This is a genomic window from Streptomyces sp. ISL-10, from assembly GCF_018614575.1.
Taxonomy (GTDB): Bacteria; Actinomycetota; Actinomycetes; order Streptomycetales; family Streptomycetaceae; genus Streptomyces.
Window position 1 is genome coordinate 1 of sequence record NZ_JAGGOJ010000037.1, and the last position, 14387, is coordinate 14387.

At 73.2% G+C, this 14387-nt stretch carries 12 protein-coding genes; 3 read left to right on the forward strand and 9 right to left on the reverse strand.

Annotated features, from left to right (window positions below):
- Positions 1 to 737: 737 nt before the first annotated feature.
- The 9 genes from J7E88_RS31765 to rimP form a co-directional block, all read right to left on the reverse strand.
- Positions 738 to 1688 carry a bifunctional riboflavin kinase/FAD synthetase gene (locus tag J7E88_RS31765; protein WP_215186913.1) on the reverse strand — a complete coding sequence of 317 codons (951 nt, stop codon included), beginning with the start codon at positions 1686 to 1688 and terminating at the stop codon, positions 738 to 740.
- A 41-nt stretch (positions 1689 to 1729) separates the two neighbouring features.
- On the reverse strand, positions 1730 to 5128 hold the full coding sequence (locus tag J7E88_RS31770; RefSeq protein WP_215186914.1) for a trypsin-like peptidase domain-containing protein: 3399 nt from the start codon (positions 5126 to 5128) through the stop codon (positions 1730 to 1732).
- Positions 5129 to 5328: 200 nt separating this feature from the next.
- Positions 5329 to 6228: a tRNA pseudouridine(55) synthase TruB gene (gene truB, locus J7E88_RS31775; protein ID WP_215186915.1), complete on the reverse strand. Its 900-nt coding sequence runs from the start codon at positions 6226 to 6228 to the stop codon at positions 5329 to 5331.
- Positions 6225 to 6662: a 30S ribosome-binding factor RbfA gene (rbfA, locus tag J7E88_RS31780; protein WP_215186916.1), complete on the reverse strand. Its 438-nt coding sequence runs from the start codon at positions 6660 to 6662 to the stop codon at positions 6225 to 6227. The genes truB and rbfA overlap by 4 nt, the downstream gene beginning before the upstream one ends.
- Positions 6663 to 6725: 63 nt before the next feature.
- Positions 6726 to 7019: a DUF503 domain-containing protein gene (locus J7E88_RS31785; RefSeq protein WP_215186958.1), complete on the reverse strand. Its 294-nt coding sequence runs from the start codon at positions 7017 to 7019 to the stop codon at positions 6726 to 6728.
- Positions 7020 to 7154: 135 nt separating this feature from the next.
- Positions 7155 to 10223, reverse strand: coding sequence for a translation initiation factor IF-2 (infB, locus tag J7E88_RS37185; RefSeq protein ID WP_215186917.1), 3069 nt, complete (start codon positions 10221 to 10223; stop codon positions 7155 to 7157).
- 152 nt (positions 10224 to 10375) lie between these two features.
- Complete coding sequence (locus tag J7E88_RS31795; RefSeq protein WP_215186918.1) at positions 10376 to 10654, reverse strand: YlxR family protein; 279 nt, start codon at positions 10652 to 10654, stop codon at positions 10376 to 10378.
- 116 nt (positions 10655 to 10770) lie between these two features.
- Entirely contained in the window at positions 10771 to 11766 is a 996-nt protein-coding gene (gene nusA / locus J7E88_RS31800; RefSeq protein WP_215186919.1) for a transcription termination factor NusA, read from the reverse strand.
- Positions 11767 to 11768: 2 nt separating this feature from the next.
- Positions 11769 to 12284, reverse strand: coding sequence for a ribosome maturation factor RimP (gene rimP, locus J7E88_RS31805; RefSeq protein WP_215186920.1), 516 nt, complete (start codon positions 12282 to 12284; stop codon positions 11769 to 11771).
- A 124-nt stretch (positions 12285 to 12408) separates the two neighbouring features.
- Between rimP and J7E88_RS31810 the strand changes: the two genes are divergently transcribed.
- Genes J7E88_RS31810 through J7E88_RS31820 form a run of 3 tightly spaced genes read left to right on the forward strand, consistent with a single transcriptional unit; the run spans position 12409 to position 14304 of the window.
- The gene (locus tag J7E88_RS31810; RefSeq protein WP_251023514.1) at positions 12409 to 12960 is read left to right on the forward strand and encodes a hypothetical protein; all 552 of its coding nucleotides are present in this window, start codon (positions 12409 to 12411) and stop codon (positions 12958 to 12960) included.
- A complete protein-coding gene (locus tag J7E88_RS31815) occupies positions 12960 to 13391 on the forward strand; it encodes a DUF4439 domain-containing protein (RefSeq protein ID WP_215186921.1) in 432 nt (143 codons plus the stop codon). Before J7E88_RS31810 ends, J7E88_RS31815 begins: the two co-directional genes overlap by 1 nt.
- Positions 13392 to 13434: 43 nt before the next feature.
- Positions 13435 to 14304, forward strand: coding sequence for an aminoglycoside phosphotransferase family protein (locus J7E88_RS31820; protein ID WP_215186922.1), 870 nt, complete (start codon positions 13435 to 13437; stop codon positions 14302 to 14304).
- The last annotated feature ends 83 nt before the right edge of the window (positions 14305 to 14387 follow it).

Here is a 14387-nt window from a genome sequence, read left to right on the forward strand (position 1 = left end):
GCTAGGGGGCGCGTGGCCGCCGGTCCCTGCGGCCGGCTGTGTCGTGGGAATCCCCCACCCCACCCCACCCCACCCCTTCCCGGAACTCTGACGAGACCCGGGGGCTCCACCCCCGTGACCCCCTGCCGCGCCCGCCGCGCGACGCGGTGCGCACACTCCGACGTCTGCACACCGGGGTCACCGCGAAGCCACCCCGCGAACCGAGCCCAGACCCGGGATTCCGCCCCCACGACCCCGGCCGCGCCCGCTGCGCAGTGCGCACACCCCGACGTCAGCGCACCGGGTCATCAGGGCGAAGGCAGCCCCGTGCACCCGCCCAGGTTCCCGCCGCGCGGTGCAGTGCCCACACCTCCGACGTCGGCGCACCGGGGCACCGGCGCGAAGCCAGCCCCGTGCAACTGTTCCCGCCGCCGCCCGCCGCGCGGCGCGGTGCGCACACCCCGGCGTCGGCGCACCGGTACGGAGCCACGCCCGTGGACCGAGCAGCACAGAACCCGGGGATCCGCCCCGTGCATCCGCCCGGTTCCTGACCGCGTCGGCGCACCGGGCAACGGGCACGGGGCACGGAGCCACGCCCGCGGACCAGGCAGCGCCGGCAGAACGTCACACACCAAATGAGGCCGCGCCCGCAGGGGCACGTGGCGCGGACCGAGCCGCACGCGCATGACCACAGCGCACCCGCACGAAACGCTGGGCACACGCCGCTCGGGCCCGCGGGCCGGGGGCACGGCCCAGCCCTACGGCTGGGCCGACGACGTCAGTTCGCGGCAGCGCTTCACGTCGTCCGCCATCGCCACCAGCAGCGCGTCGATCGAGTCGAACTTCTCCTGGCCGCGCACGAACGCGAGGAAGTCCACCGTCACATGCAGGCCGTAGAGGTCGAGGCCGACCCGGTCGATCGCGTACGCCTCAACCGTGCGTTCCGTCCCGTCGAACTGCGGGTTCGTGCCGACGGAGATCGCCGCCGGCATGCGTTCGCCGTTCGCCGTGAGCCACCCCGCGTACACGCCGTCCGCGGGGATCGCGGTGTGCGGAAGTGTCTCCACGTTCGCCGTGGGGAAGCCGAGCTCGCGCCCGCGCTGGGCGCCGCGGACCACGATGCCCTCGACGCGGTGCGGGCGGCCGAGGATCTCGGCGGCACCCGTCACGTCGCCCTCGGCGACCAGGCGGCGGGTCAGGGTCGAGGAGAACGGTTCGCCCCCGCCCGCCTCGCCGGACACGAACAGGTCGACGACCTCCACCTCGTAGTCGTAGGTGGCTCCCATCTCGGTGAGGAACGCGACGTTCCCCGCGGCCCTGTGGCCGAAGCGGAAATTCGGGCCCTCGATGACCGCGCAGGCGTGCAGCTTGTCGACGAGCACCTTCACGATGAAGTCGGCGGGCGACAGCTTCGAGAACTCGACGGTGAACGGCAGGATGAGCACCGCGTCGACGCCCAGCTCCGCCATCAGCTCCGCACGGCGGTGGTGGGGCGCAAGCAGCGGCGGGTGGCTGCCGGGGCGCACGACCTCGCTGGGGTGCGGGTCGAAGGTGACGACGACGGACGGCACATCCAGCTCACGCGCCTTCTCCACGGCACGGCCGATGATCAGCTGGTGTCCGCGGTGCACCCCGTCGTAGGAGCCGATGGTGACGACGCTGCGTCCCCAGTCCTCGGGGATGTCCTCCAAGCCACGCCAGCGCTGCACTGTGACCGCTCCTCGCCCGAACCCGTGTACGTCATTAACGATTACGCAGGTCTAAGACTGCCATGCCCGTGGCGCCCGCTTCGCATCGGCACCTGACTGGCGGGCCTCCACAGCGCCCGCCAGGTGTGCGGTCCGGCCACCAGGGCCCACTCCTGCGGGTCCTCCGCGAGCCATCCGGCGATCGCGGCGGCGAAGCAGGGCGCGGCCCGGGCCAGTTCCACGAGGCGCCGGTCCAGGCGGGCCGCGCCGCCGGGGCTGCGGACGAGCAGGAGACCGGTGCGGTGCAGCAGGGCCCTGTCCGTGGCCTCGTCGCGGACCCCGCAGCCGAGGGCCAGCGCCCGCAGCACGGCCTCGAGCACCTCCAGGTCGCGGGCCTCGTACTGCTCGTAGCACAGCAGCATGTCGAGCAGCTCGGTGCGCAGCGGGCGGGAGGCGGGGCTGCCGGGTGCGGCGAGTACGGGTGCGAGCGCGCTGCGTACGCGGGCGGGTCTGCCGCGCAGCAGGCGGGTGACGAGGGGGAAGAGGACGGCGCGGTCGATGGGTCGGTGCTCCAGGCGGTGCTCGACGTAGGCCGCGGCGTGCGCCGCGCCGCCGGGCTTGTGGTCGACGTACTCGCACACAAGGGCGGCGACGGGCCGGGCGGTGGTGGGGGTGGTGGCCCGGGCGAGCACGTCCAGCAGGTCGCCCGCGTCGGCGGCGCCGGGCGTCAGCAGCCGGGTCCGGAAGGCGGCGAGCACGGGGCCGGGGTGGGTGGAGAGCGCACCGGTGAAGGCGGCCGGGGGCAGCTGCGGGTCACCGTCGGCGAAGCGGGCGAGCGCCCGGTCCAGGTGGTGGCCGCGGCTGACGGGGTCGCGGACGAGGAGGGCCAGTGCCGGACCGCTCAGCGGCCCCGGGCGGACGAGCAGTGCGGCCGCGGCACTGCGCAGCAGTTCGCGGTCGGCATCGGCGGTGATCGCGGCGTCGGCGGCCCGGGCGTGGGCGGCGGCCGCGGCTCTGCGGTCGGGACGCGGGTCGCGCGCCCAGCGGTGGACCGCGCGGCAGTAGGCGGCGGGAAGGTCGTCGGCGAGGACGGCGAGCAGTTCGAAGGCCCGGGGGTGCGGCGTGGCGACGAGGGCCTCGGTGAGACCGTCGGCGTCGTGGCCGCGCCGGGCATACAGCAGGGCCTGCGCGGCGGCCGAGACGGTGGGCCGCACGGCCGCGTCCGGTCCGGCGGCGAGCGGTGTGTCGTCGGTGAACCACCGGCACAGCAGCGGCTGTACGGTCCGGGGGTCGGAGGCCAGTCGCTGCGCTGCCAGGTCGAGGTAGCGCGGCGCAGCTCCGCCGGCGCCCGGCATCGGGTCGGCCGGGACGAGTCGGCGCAGGAGGTCGAGGCGGGACGCCTCGCCGAGCGGCAGCCGTGCCCAGAAGGCGGGCCCGAAGTGCTTCCGGTCGGCGGGCACGGTGACGACGTGCCGGGCGAGCTGCCGCAGCACGCCTGTGTACGGCTCGGCGTCCGGCACGCGGCCCAGCACCTCGGTGAGCAGCCGCACCGCCCACCAGCGGGCCTCCTGGTCCTCCTCCGAGGCGTCGATGCGGTCCAACGCGCCGACGAGACCGGCGAGTTCGGCGGCGAGCCGGTCGGGGCCGTGCTGCCGGGCGAGGAGCAGCATGGCCTGCACGACCGGGCCGGTGCAATGGTGCGGTACGGGCGGTGAGGCGTCCGAGGCCCGGTCACGGCGGTGCACCAGCTCACGCAGCGCGGTGGCGAGGTCCAGGTGGGCGCCCTGGATCCAGTCCGCGAACTCCTGGTGGGCGAAGCGGTAGCCCGCGCCGGCCGGGACGAGCAGTCCCTCGGTGAGCACGGCGGGCGCCCAGCCGGACGCCCAGGGGAAGAGCGCCTCGAAGGACCGGCGGTCCAGTGCGCCCGGTCCGGAGCCGAGGCAGCACCGTGCGGCCTCGTGCACCTGGCCGGCCACCCTCGTCGCGAGCCGCCGCACCGCGGACCCGCGCAGGGGCGGGCTGCCGGCGGCGGCGACGCGGACCGCGACGCGCAGGCAGAGCAGGTCCAGCCAGGCGGCGAAGATCTCCTCGCGTCCCGGCCGCCCGGCCGCCCCCGCGGGCAGGGCCCGCCGTACCTCGGCGAGCAGCCGCAGGGCCAGCGGATGCTGTGCGTCCCGCTCGGCGAGTGCGTGCTCGGGCAGGCCGTACCGCTCCCGCACCAGCCGCGCCTGTGCGGGGCCGAGGTCGCCGATCCGTACGGCGGTGGTGCATGTCGCACGCGCCCCGGGCGCGTGCGCGCGGTACAGCGGCGCGGCCTGTTCCCAGTGCTCGGGGCCGCAGCCGACGACCAGGTGCACGCCGTGGCTGCCGACCCAGTCCGCGGTGCCCGAGGCCCATTGCGCGAGCCGGTGCGCCAGGGCGGGCGGCATCTCCTCGGGCCCGTCGAGGACGACGAGAAGGGGCCGGTCCGCTTCGCGGGCGAGCTGCGCCGCCCGCCGCGGGGTGATGCCCGCGAGGTCGTCCGTCCCTGCGGCGGCGGCCCGGATGCGTGCCGCGTGCAGCAGCGTCCGTGCCATCGCGTCGGCGATCGAGGTGTCGCCGGTGTGCAGGTCCGCACCGCGCAGCCAGAGGGTGGGGGCCGGTCCGGGACCGTGTGAGCGCCGCCCGGCGAGCGCGGAGAGTTCCGTCGTACGGCCCGTGCCCGCCGCGCCGACGAGCCCCAGCACGCCGGGCGCGGACCGGGTGAACGCGGCGAGCTCCGCCGCGACCTCCGGCCGCTCGACCGGGTCGGGCCGGGCGCTGGGTCCTGGCGTGGGCGCGAGGGAGGCGGCGGTGAGTTCGAGGACGGCGGCGAGGTTGAGGTCCTCGCCGTACGCGGGAACGGTGGCGGCGTTGTGCCGGAGCAGCGCGGCGAGCGGTCCGCCGGCCGGGCCGGGGCGCAGAGGGCGGACGATCACCGCCGCGCGGTGACCGGGCGGCGGGGGCGGGGCGAGGACGGCGAGGACCGCGCCGGTGACCGCGTCGAGCACGGGCCCTCCGACTGCCGACCGCTCGCGCCGCAGCGCGTCGCTGCCGTCCGTCCCCATGGCCAGCTCCAGGGCTCCGGCTTCCTCGGCGCCGAGGGCGGCGCCGAGGACACGGGCCTCGCGCCAGCCGCCCGCGGCAAGCCGTACATATGTGCCGGGGGCGACCGGGTCGCGTGCGCCGATGGGCAGCGGGGGTACCGCGAGGCCGGGGGTGCGGACCAGGGCGAGGCCGTGGCCGGGGAGCAGGGTGACGGCCTCGGCGCCGACGGTGCATTCCCGGCCGCCCGCTGCCCTGATGAGCACGGCGTCCGGTCCGTCGACGGTCTCCCGACCTGTGACGACCGTGCCCGATTCGTCGGCGACGAAGCCGGTGCCCAACGGCCGCCCGGCCAGATCGCAGATCCGTACCAATGTTGCCGAACTACCGCGTTCCATACGTCCGACGGTAGGTCGCCGATGATCAGCGCGTGAGGCCGCGTCGGGAACGCGCCCCCAAATGCGCCGCCAGGTACTCCGAGCGCCTGCACGATGAGGTGAATCCGGGCGGTGCGGCGGACAGACCTCTGGGTGGGGGAAGCGAGGGGGATCGTGGCACGGGCAGCGGCACCGCCCGTGCCACGAGGCGTCCTGCGTGGTCAGACGAAGACGGCGAGGCTCTTGGCCTTGCCCTTCTGCTCCTCGACCAGCGCCAGGAAGCGCCCGCCGGGGCCGAAGACCGCCACCGGCGACGTGTCATGGGTCGGCATGTCCAGCCGCACCCCGTTGGCGAGCAGCTTCGCCCGCCGCTCGTCCACGTCCCAGCGGGCGAAGGCGGCCGCGGCGGCCTCGGCGATCGGCATCACGGTCAGCTCCTCCTGGAGCTGGTCGAGCGTCTTCGCCGCATCGATCCCGTAGGGACCGACCCGGGTCCGGCGTAGCGCCGTGAGGTGGCCGCCGACGCCCAGAGCCGCACCGAGGTCACGGGCGAGCGCCCGGATGTACGTGCCGGAGGAGCAGACCACGGAGACGACGAGGTCGACGACGGCCAGGCCGTCCTCGGTGGTCGCCTCCCGCACGTCGTAGACGTGGAACGAGGAGACGGTCACCGGTCGGGCCGGGATGTCGAACTCCTCGCCGCCGCGCACGCGCGCGTACGACCGCTTGCCGTCGATCTTGATGGCGCTGACCTTGGACGGCACCTGCATGATGTCGCCGGTCAGCTCGGCGACACCCGCGTCGATCGCCTCCCGGGTGACCCCGGAGGCATCGGCCGAGGACGTGATCTCGCCCTCCGCGTCGTCGGTGACGGTGTTCTGCCCCAGCCGGATGGTGCCGAGGTACTCCTTCTCGGTCAGCGCGAGGTGGCCGAGGAGCTTGGTGGCCTTTTCGACGCCGAGGACGAGTACGCCGGTGGCCATGGGGTCGAGCGTCCCCGCGTGTCCGACGCGCCGGGTCCTTGCGATCCCGCGCATCTTGGCGACGACGTCGTGCGAAGTGAAGCCCGACGGCTTGTCGACGATGACAAGTCCGTCGGGCGGTGTGATGCGCTGTGTCATTCCGAGGCTTCGTCCTCGGGCTTGCGGTACGGGTCTGCCTCGCCGGCGTACGCGGCGCCGGACGACGCCTCGCGCACCTTGGCGTCCGAGGCCCGCGCCTTGTCGAGGAGGTCCTCGATCGTCTTGGCGTTCTCCGGAAGGGCGTCGGCCACGAACGTCAGGGTCGGCGTGAACTTGGTGCCCGCCGCCGCGCCGACCGCGGAACGCAGGATGCCCTTGGCGCTCTGCAGGCCCGCCGCGGCACTGGCCCGGTCCTCGTCGTCGCCGTAGACCGTGTAGAAGACCGTGGCCTCCCGAAGGTCACCGGTGACGCGGGTGTCCGTGATGGTCACGTGCGATCCGAGCCGAGGGTCCTTGATGCCGCGCTGCAGCTTCTCGGCGACCACCTCCCGGATGAGGTCTGCCAGCTTCTTCGCCCGCGCGTTGTCGGCCACTGGTCCTTCTCCCTTTGTTCCTGCAATTCCTGCAGTTCCTGCAGTTCCTGCTGCGGTGCTCATTCAGTCTTCGTCGCTGTGGAGCCTGCGTCTAACCGAGAGCAGCTCCACCTCGGGCCGGGCGGCGACAAGGCGCTCGCAACGGTCCAGTACGTCCGTGAGATGTCCCGTGTCGCCGGACACCACCGCGAGGCCGATCTCGACCCGCCGGTAGAGGTCCTGCCCGCCCACCTCGGCCGCGCTCACCGCGTACTTCCGCTGGAGCTCGGCGACGATCGGGCGGACCACGGAACGCTTCTCCTTCAGCGACCGTACGTCGCCGAGGAGCAGATCGAAGGACAGCGTCCCCACATACATGTGTGACCGGATGTCCCGCCGGTTCGGGTTCATGACGCCTGCCAGCGCTTGGCAGGGACATCCAAACCGTACACGCAACGGCCGGGGCCGATCGACGGAGTTTCTTCCGCCGACCGGCCCCGGACTAGCTGCGTGTCAGCCGCGCGGCTTCTCGCGCATCTCGTACGTCGCGATGACGTCGTCGACCTTGATGTCGTTGAAGTTTCCGAGGTTGATACCGCCCTCGAAGCCTTCGCGGATCTCGGTGACGTCGTCCTTGAAGCGACGCAGGCCCTCGATGTTGAGGCTTTCCGCGATGACCTTGCCGTCGCGGATGAGTCGGGCCTTGGTGTTGCGCTTGACCTCGCCGGAGCGGATGAGAACACCCGCGATGTTGCCCAGCTTGGACGAGCGGAAGACCTCGCGGATCTCCGCCGTACCGAGCTCGACCTCTTCGTACTCCGGCTTGAGCATGCCCTTGAGGGCCGCCTCGATCTCCTCGATGGCCTGGTAGATCACCGAGTAGTACCGGACGTCGACGCCCTCGCGCTCCGCCATCTGCGCGGCACGGCCGGCCGCACGGACGTTGTAACCGATGACGATGGCGTCGGAGCCCATCGCCAGGTCGATGTCGGACTCGGTGACCGCACCCACACCGCGGTGCAGGACCCGGATGTCGACCTCTTCACCGACGTCGAGCTGGAGCAGCGAGGACTCGAGAGCCTCGACCGCACCGGACGCGTCGCCCTTGATGATGAGGTTGAGTTCCTGGACCAGACCGGCCTTGAGCACCTTGTCGAGGTCCTCGAGGGACACCCGGCGGGTGCGCTTGGCGAAGTTGGCGTTGCGCTCACGCGCGGCGCGCTTCTCGGCGATCTGGCGGGCCGTACGGTCCTCGTCGACGACCAGGAAGTTGTCGCCGGCGCCCGGAACGTTGGTGAGACCCAGGACCAGGACGGGAGTCGACGGAGTCGCCTCCTCCACGTTGTTGCCCTTGTCGTCGAGCATCGCCCGGACACGGCCGTACGCGTCGCCGACGACCATGGTGTCGCCGATGCGCAGCGTGCCGCGCTGGACCAGGACGGTCGAGACGGCGCCTCGACCGCGGTCGAGGTGGGACTCGATCGCAATGCCCTGCGCGTCCTGCTCCGGGTTGGCCCGCAGGTCGAGCGAGGCGTCGGCGGTGAGGACCACGGCCTCCAGCAGGGAGTCGATGTTGAGACCCTGCTTGGCGGAGATGTCGACGAACATGGTGTCGCCGCCGTACTCCTCGGCCACCAGACCGAACTCGGTGAGCTGACCGCGCACCTTGGTCGGGTCCGCACCCTCGACGTCGATCTTGTTGACGGCGACCACGATCGGCACGTCGGCCGCCTTGGCGTGGTTCAGCGCCTCGATCGTCTGGGGCATCACACCGTCGTTCGCCGCGACCACGAGGATCGCGATGTCCGTGGACTTCGCACCACGGGCACGCATGGCGGTGAACGCCTCGTGACCCGGGGTGTCGATGAAGGTGATGCGACGCTCTTCGTCGTTGACCTCGGTCGAGACCTGGTAGGCACCGATGTGCTGGGTGATGCCACCGGCCTCGCCCGCCACGACGTTCGTCTTGCGGATCGCGTCGAGCAGACGGGTCTTACCGTGGTCGACGTGACCCATGACGGTCACCACCGGCGGACGCGAGACCAGGGCCTCGTCGCCGCCCTCGTCCTCGCCGAACTCGATGTCGAAGGACTCGAGAAGCTCGCGGTCCTCCTCCTCCGGGCTGACGATCTGGACGGTGTAGTTCATCTCGCCGCCGAGCAGCAGCAGCGTCTCGTCGGAGACGGACTGCGTCGCGGTGACCATCTCGCCGAGGTTCATCATGACCGCGACGAGCGACGCCGGGTTGGCGTTGATCTTCTCCGCGAAGTCGGTGAGCGACGCACCGCGCGACAGGCGAATGGCTTCGCCGTTGCCGCGAGGCAGCATCACGCCGCCGACCGACGGGGCCTGCATGGCCTCGTACTCCTGGCGCCTCTGCCGCTTCGACTTGCGACCGCGACGCGCCGGACCGCCGGGACGGCCGAAGGCACCCTGCGTGCCACCACGGCCACCGGGGCCGCCGGGACGACCACCGAAGCCGGGACGACCGCCGCCGAAGCCGCCGCCGCCACCGGGGCCACCGCCACCGGGACGACCGGCGAAGCCGCCGCCACCGCCGCCGGGACGACCGCCGCCGCCACCGCCGCCGGGACGACCGGCGAAGCCGCCGCCACCGCCACCAGGACGACCGGCACCACCGCCGGGACGACCGGCACCCGCGGGACCGCGACCGCCGCCACCGGGACCGCCACCAGGACGGGGACCGGCAGCAGGACGCTGCGGCATCATGCCGGGGTTCGGCCGGTTACCTGCCGGGCCACCGCCGGGACGCGGGGCCTGCGGACGGGGCATGCCGCCCGGGGTCGGACGGGCACCGCCCTGGCCCTGCGGACGCGGAGCGCCGCCGGGGCCGCCCTGCGGACGCGGAGCACCGGGAACGGCACCGCCGGGACCGCCGGGACCGGGACGAGCACCACCCGGACGGGGCGCCTGCGGGCGCGCCATGCCGGTGGAGCCACCAGAGGTGAAGGGGTTGTTGCCCGGACGGGGACCGGCCGGACGGCCACCCGGGCGCGGAGCGCCCTGACCGCCGGCGGGACGCGCCGGACGCTCGCCGCCGCGACCACCGTCACGCTGACCGCCGGCCGGAGCCGGACGGGCCGGGCGCGGACCGGGGGTGGCACCCGCGGGACGCTGGGCCTGCGGGGTGGACGGCTGTGCCGGGGCGGGAGCCGAGAACTCGGCTGCGGGCACCGGAGCCGCCGGAGCGGGCTTGGCCGGTGCGGGCTTGGGACCCGGCGTAGGACGCGGGCCGGGGGCCGGCGTCGCGGGCTTCTCTGCCACCGGAGGCTTCGGCGCGGGGGCGCCGGGCTTGGGGGCAGCGGGACGTGCCGCCTGCGCCGGGGAGGGCGCGGCAGGCTTGGACGGCGTCGCCTTGCGGGGCGCGCCGGGCTTGGCTGCGGTCTTGCCGGCGTTACCGCCGGGACCCTGCAGCGCGTCAGTCAACTTGCGTACAACCGGCGCCTCGATCGTCGAGGACGCCGAACGGACGAATTCACCGAGTTCTTGGAGCTTGGCCATGACGACCTTGCTCTCCACGCCGAACTCCTTGGCGAGTTCGTATACCCGGACCTTAGCCACTTCGCTCCTTTTAGGTCCGGGTTACCGCCGGACCGTCGCTACTTCATGGGCGTACTCATCGCGTACTCATCGAGTGCTCATCGCAATCTCGACCTACTTCCAACTCGCGAGGTACCTGACCGCACGGGGTTCCGTGCCGTACTTCTTTGTTCTTACGGTGCTGCCTGCTCGACATACCGCCTGACGTCGGCGGTCTCGAGCGGTCCCTTGGCCCGGAAGGCCCTCGGGAACGCCCTGCGGCGAACCGCCAGGTCGAGACAGACCAAGGCGGGGTGCACGTACGCACCCCGGCCGGGCAGCGTACCGCGATCATCGGGGACGCACTCGCCCTCGATCACCACGATGCGCAGCAGATCGCTCTTGGCCGCTCGCTCCCGGCATCCCACACAGGTTCGCTCAGGGCACACGCGGGCATGCGTCCGGCCAGACACGGTTAAGTCTACCTCCCCGCACCGACCTCACCCCTTTGGGGCAAAAATCGAACGGTTGTTGTCCTGATCCACGCCGACCCGACCAGTCACAACAGGGCCGCCCGCGGTTCCATTCCTCAGCCCTGGTCGGAGGTCTGCTCCGTGTCGGGGCGGATGTCGATGCGCCAGCCCGTGAGGCGGGCGGCGAGGCGGGCGTTCTGCCCCTCCTTGCCGATCGCCAGCGACAGCTGGTAGTCCGGCACGGTCACGCGCGCGGAGCGGGCGCCCAGGTCGACGATCTCCACCTTGCTCACCCGAGCGGGCGACAGGGCGTTCGCCACCATCTCGGCGGGGTCGTCCGACCAGTCCACGATGTCGATCTTCTCGCCGTGCAGCTCCGCCATGACATTGCGCACCCGGCCGCCCATCGGCCCGATGCATGCGCCCTTGGCGTTCAGGCCGGAGCGGGTGGAGCGGACGGCGATCTTGGTGCGGTGACCGGCCTCACGGGCGATCGCCGCGATCTCGACGCTGCCGTCCGCGATCTCCGGGACCTCGAGGGCGAACAGCTTCTTCACCAGGTTCGGGTGGGTGCGGGACAAGGTCACTGAGGGGCCGCGCACACCCTTGGCCACCCGGACCACATAGGTGCGCAGACGCAGGCCGTGGGTGTACTCCTCGCCCGGGACCTGCTCCTGCACGGGCAGGATCGCCTCGAGCTTGTCGTCCAGCTTGACGAGGACGTTCTTCGGGTCCTTGCCCTGCTGCACCTGGCCCGCGACGACATCGCCCTCACGCCGGGCGTACTCGCCGAAGGTGACGTCGTTCTCCGCGTCCCGCAGGCGCTGCTGGATGACCTGGCGGGCGGTGCTCGCGGCGATCCGGCCGAAGTCCGACGGGGTGTCGTCGAACTCCTTGGGCTCCTGGCCCTCCTCCAGATCGGACGGGTCCTCCTTCGCCCACACCGTCACATGGCCGGTGTTCCGGTCGAGCACCACACGGGCGTGCCGACGGCTGCCCTCCGTGCGGTGGTACGCGATGAGGAGGGCCGACTCGATGGCCTCGACCAACAGGTCGAAGGCGATCTCCTTCTCCTGTGCCAAGCCCCTCAGGAGCTTCACATCGATATCCATGGCTACGCCTCCTCTTCCTTCTCGTCCTTCTCGCCCTGCTTGTCCTTGCGGCTGAACTCGATCTCGACGCGCGCCTTGGCGATCTCGTCGAACGCGACCCTGCGGGCGGTGGGCTTGCGCCCCTTCACGCCCGGGATCTCGAGGTCGAGTCCTTCGTCGTCCACGGTGAGGATGCGGGCGACCAGCTCCCCGCTCTCGTGCAGCTGCAGTCTCACCAGACGCCCGGTGGCGCGCACGTAGTGGCGGTGCTCGGTCAGGGGCCGGTCGGCGCCGGGGGAGCTGACTTCGAGGACGTACTCGCCCTCGCCCATCGCGTCCGTCTCGTCCAGCTTCTCGGAGAGGGAGCGGCTCAGCTCGGCACACGCGTCCAGTTCCACGCCGTCGTCGGAGTCGACGATGATCCTCAGCGTGCGGCGGCGGCCCGCCCGGGAGAGCTCGATCTCTTCCAGATCCAGTCCGGCGGCGCTGACGAGCGGTTCCAGCAGCCCGCGCAGCCTCTCGCTCTGGGTGGTGCTCATCCGGGTGACTCCTCGGCCGCGTGTGCTGTTGTGGGATCGTCGCGTGTCGAAGGAAAGGGTATCCGGTCCCGGAGGGTGTTGCCGTCCACCGGCGCCGGACCCGCGGGTACGCTCGCCTGCGGCGATGATCACCAAGAGGGCCGAGGAGACACGCGTGGGGCGCACCGGGACGACGCGACGAGGTGCGCTGCTGGCGACGGGTGCGGCGGCCGCCGCGGTGGTGACCGGCTGCACGGGAGGTGCTTCCGGGCAGCGGCCGGCCGCCGGGAAGGCCGCCGATCCGGCACGGGCGGAGAAGGCGCTGCGCCGGCGTCTCGCGGCTCGGAGCCAGGCGCTGCTCGACGAGTACGACGCCGTGATCGCCCGCCATCCCGCGCTCGCCGACCGGCTGTCGCCGCTGCGCACGGACGTGGCCGCACATGTCCCTGCCCTCGCGGGCGCCACGGCAGTGCCGGCCTCCCCGTCGCCCTCGGGCGCCGCGCCCAAGATGGCCGACGGCCCGGCCCCGGACGACCCCGCCGCAGCGCTCAAGGCGCTCGCCGCGGCCGAGCGGCGCACCGCGGACGAGCACACCGCGGCGCTCCTGAAAGCGGAACCGGAGCTGGCCCGGCTGCTGGCGTCGGTGGCCGCCGCCGGCGCCGTACACGCGTACTTGCTGACGAAGGGGGACGCGTGATGAGCGCGGTGGACGCCGTACAGGCCGCGCTCGCGGCGGAGCACGCGGCGGTCTACGGGTACGGGGTGGTCGGCGGCCGGATCGACGAGGACCGGGCCCGGGAGGCCGCCGCCGCCCATGCGGCGCACCGCGCCCGCCGGGACGCGCTCACCCGCACGGCGCGCGACCTCGGCGCCGAGCCCGCCGTCGCCGCGGCCGCCTACGCGCTGCCGTTCGACGTGCCGGACTCCGCCGCGGCGGTCCGGCTCGCCGCGGAACTGGAGGAGCGGGTCGCGGGTGTGTGCTCCGACCTCGTGCGGGCGGTGGAAGGACCGCTGCGGCAGGAGGCCGCGGCGGCGCTGCGCGAGGCCGCGGTCCGTGCCGTGCGCTGGCGCGGCAGCGGCGTAGCCTTTCCTGGGCTCGCCGAGCGGGCCGCCGGCCGAAGCGGCTGACCTCGTCTGCAATCGGCTGAACCGGAAAGGGAACGCACCACGTATGGCTTTCGAACCGCCGCAGCGGCTGGTCCGGGCACTCGGTGAGAACGACGAGTGGCTCGGGCACCTGCCCAAGACCGTTCAGGAGGCGGTGGACCGACGGGGGCTGGACGTCGAACGGGTGGTGGTGCCGGGCGGCCGGAGCGGCCTCGTCCTTCTCGTACGCCGTCCCGACGGTGCGCCCGCCGCGCTGAAGCTCGCCCCGCCCGCCGCCGCGCCCGCCCTGGAGCGGGCGGCGCTCGCGCACTGGAACGGGTGGGGAGCGGTACGCCTGCTGGAGGAGGACAAGGACGGGAACGGCCTGCTCCTGGAGCGGCTGCAGCCCGATGTCTCGCTGCGGTCGCTGCCGGAGGCGAAGGCACTGCTGGAGGCTGCCGGAACGGTTCGCCGGCTGTGGGTGGAGCCGCCCGCGAGCCACGGATTCGAGACGGTGGCCGAGCGTACGGCGCGGCAGGCGGAGGCGATGCGGGCCTTCGACGAGCCGCTCGTCGCGGCGGCGCTCGCCGTGCGCGAGGAGCTTCTGGCGCTTCCGCCCGAACTGCTGCTGCTGCACGGCAACTTCCGCCAGGGCAAGGTCCTGGCGGGCGAGCGCGCACCGTGGCTCGCCGTGGGCCCGGAGCCGGTGCTGGGCGAACGCGCCTACGACCTGGCGCGCCTGGTGCGCGACCGGGTCGAGGACCTGGTGGCCGCGTCCGGCGGCGCGTCGTCGGCCCGCCGCCGGGTCAACCGCCTGGCGGACTCCCTGGAGGTGGACCGCGACCGCCTGCGCGGCTGGGCGCTGTTCCGCGCGGTCGAATCCGGCACGCGGGCGGTGGCGGGGGGCCGTCGCGCGGAGGGTGAGCTGGCGCTGGAGTTCGCGAGCTGGTTGTAACGGGGCCGGGGCTGTGTCCCCTCCCGCGCCCCTCCCCGAACCGCTTCGCCCCGGACCCCACGGCTCTGCGCCCTTGCGGCGCG

Bases quoted from the DNA above. Each gene is read 5' to 3' on its own strand.
- J7E88_RS31785 (WP_215186958.1), bottom strand. From the start codon at position 7,019: ATGTATGTGGGGACGCTGTCCTTCGATCTGCTCCTCGGCGACGTACGG.
- J7E88_RS31815 (WP_215186921.1), top strand. From the start codon at position 12,960: ATGAGCGCGGTGGACGCCGTACAGGCCGCGCTCGCGGCGGAGCACGCG.
- nusA (WP_215186919.1), bottom strand. From the start codon at position 11,766: ATGGATATCGATGTGAAGCTCCTGAGGGGCTTGGCACAGGAGAAGGAG.
- rimP (WP_215186920.1), bottom strand. From the start codon at position 12,284: ATGAGCACCACCCAGAGCGAGAGGCTGCGCGGGCTGCTGGAACCGCTC.
- J7E88_RS31820 (WP_215186922.1), top strand. From the start codon at position 13,435: ATGGCTTTCGAACCGCCGCAGCGGCTGGTCCGGGCACTCGGTGAGAAC.
- truB (WP_215186915.1), bottom strand. From the start codon at position 6,228: ATGACACAGCGCATCACACCGCCCGACGGACTTGTCATCGTCGACAAG.
- J7E88_RS31810 (WP_251023514.1), top strand. From the start codon at position 12,409: ATGATCACCAAGAGGGCCGAGGAGACACGCGTGGGGCGCACCGGGACG.
- J7E88_RS31770 (WP_215186914.1), bottom strand. From the start codon at position 5,128: ATGGAACGCGGTAGTTCGGCAACATTGGTACGGATCTGCGATCTGGCC.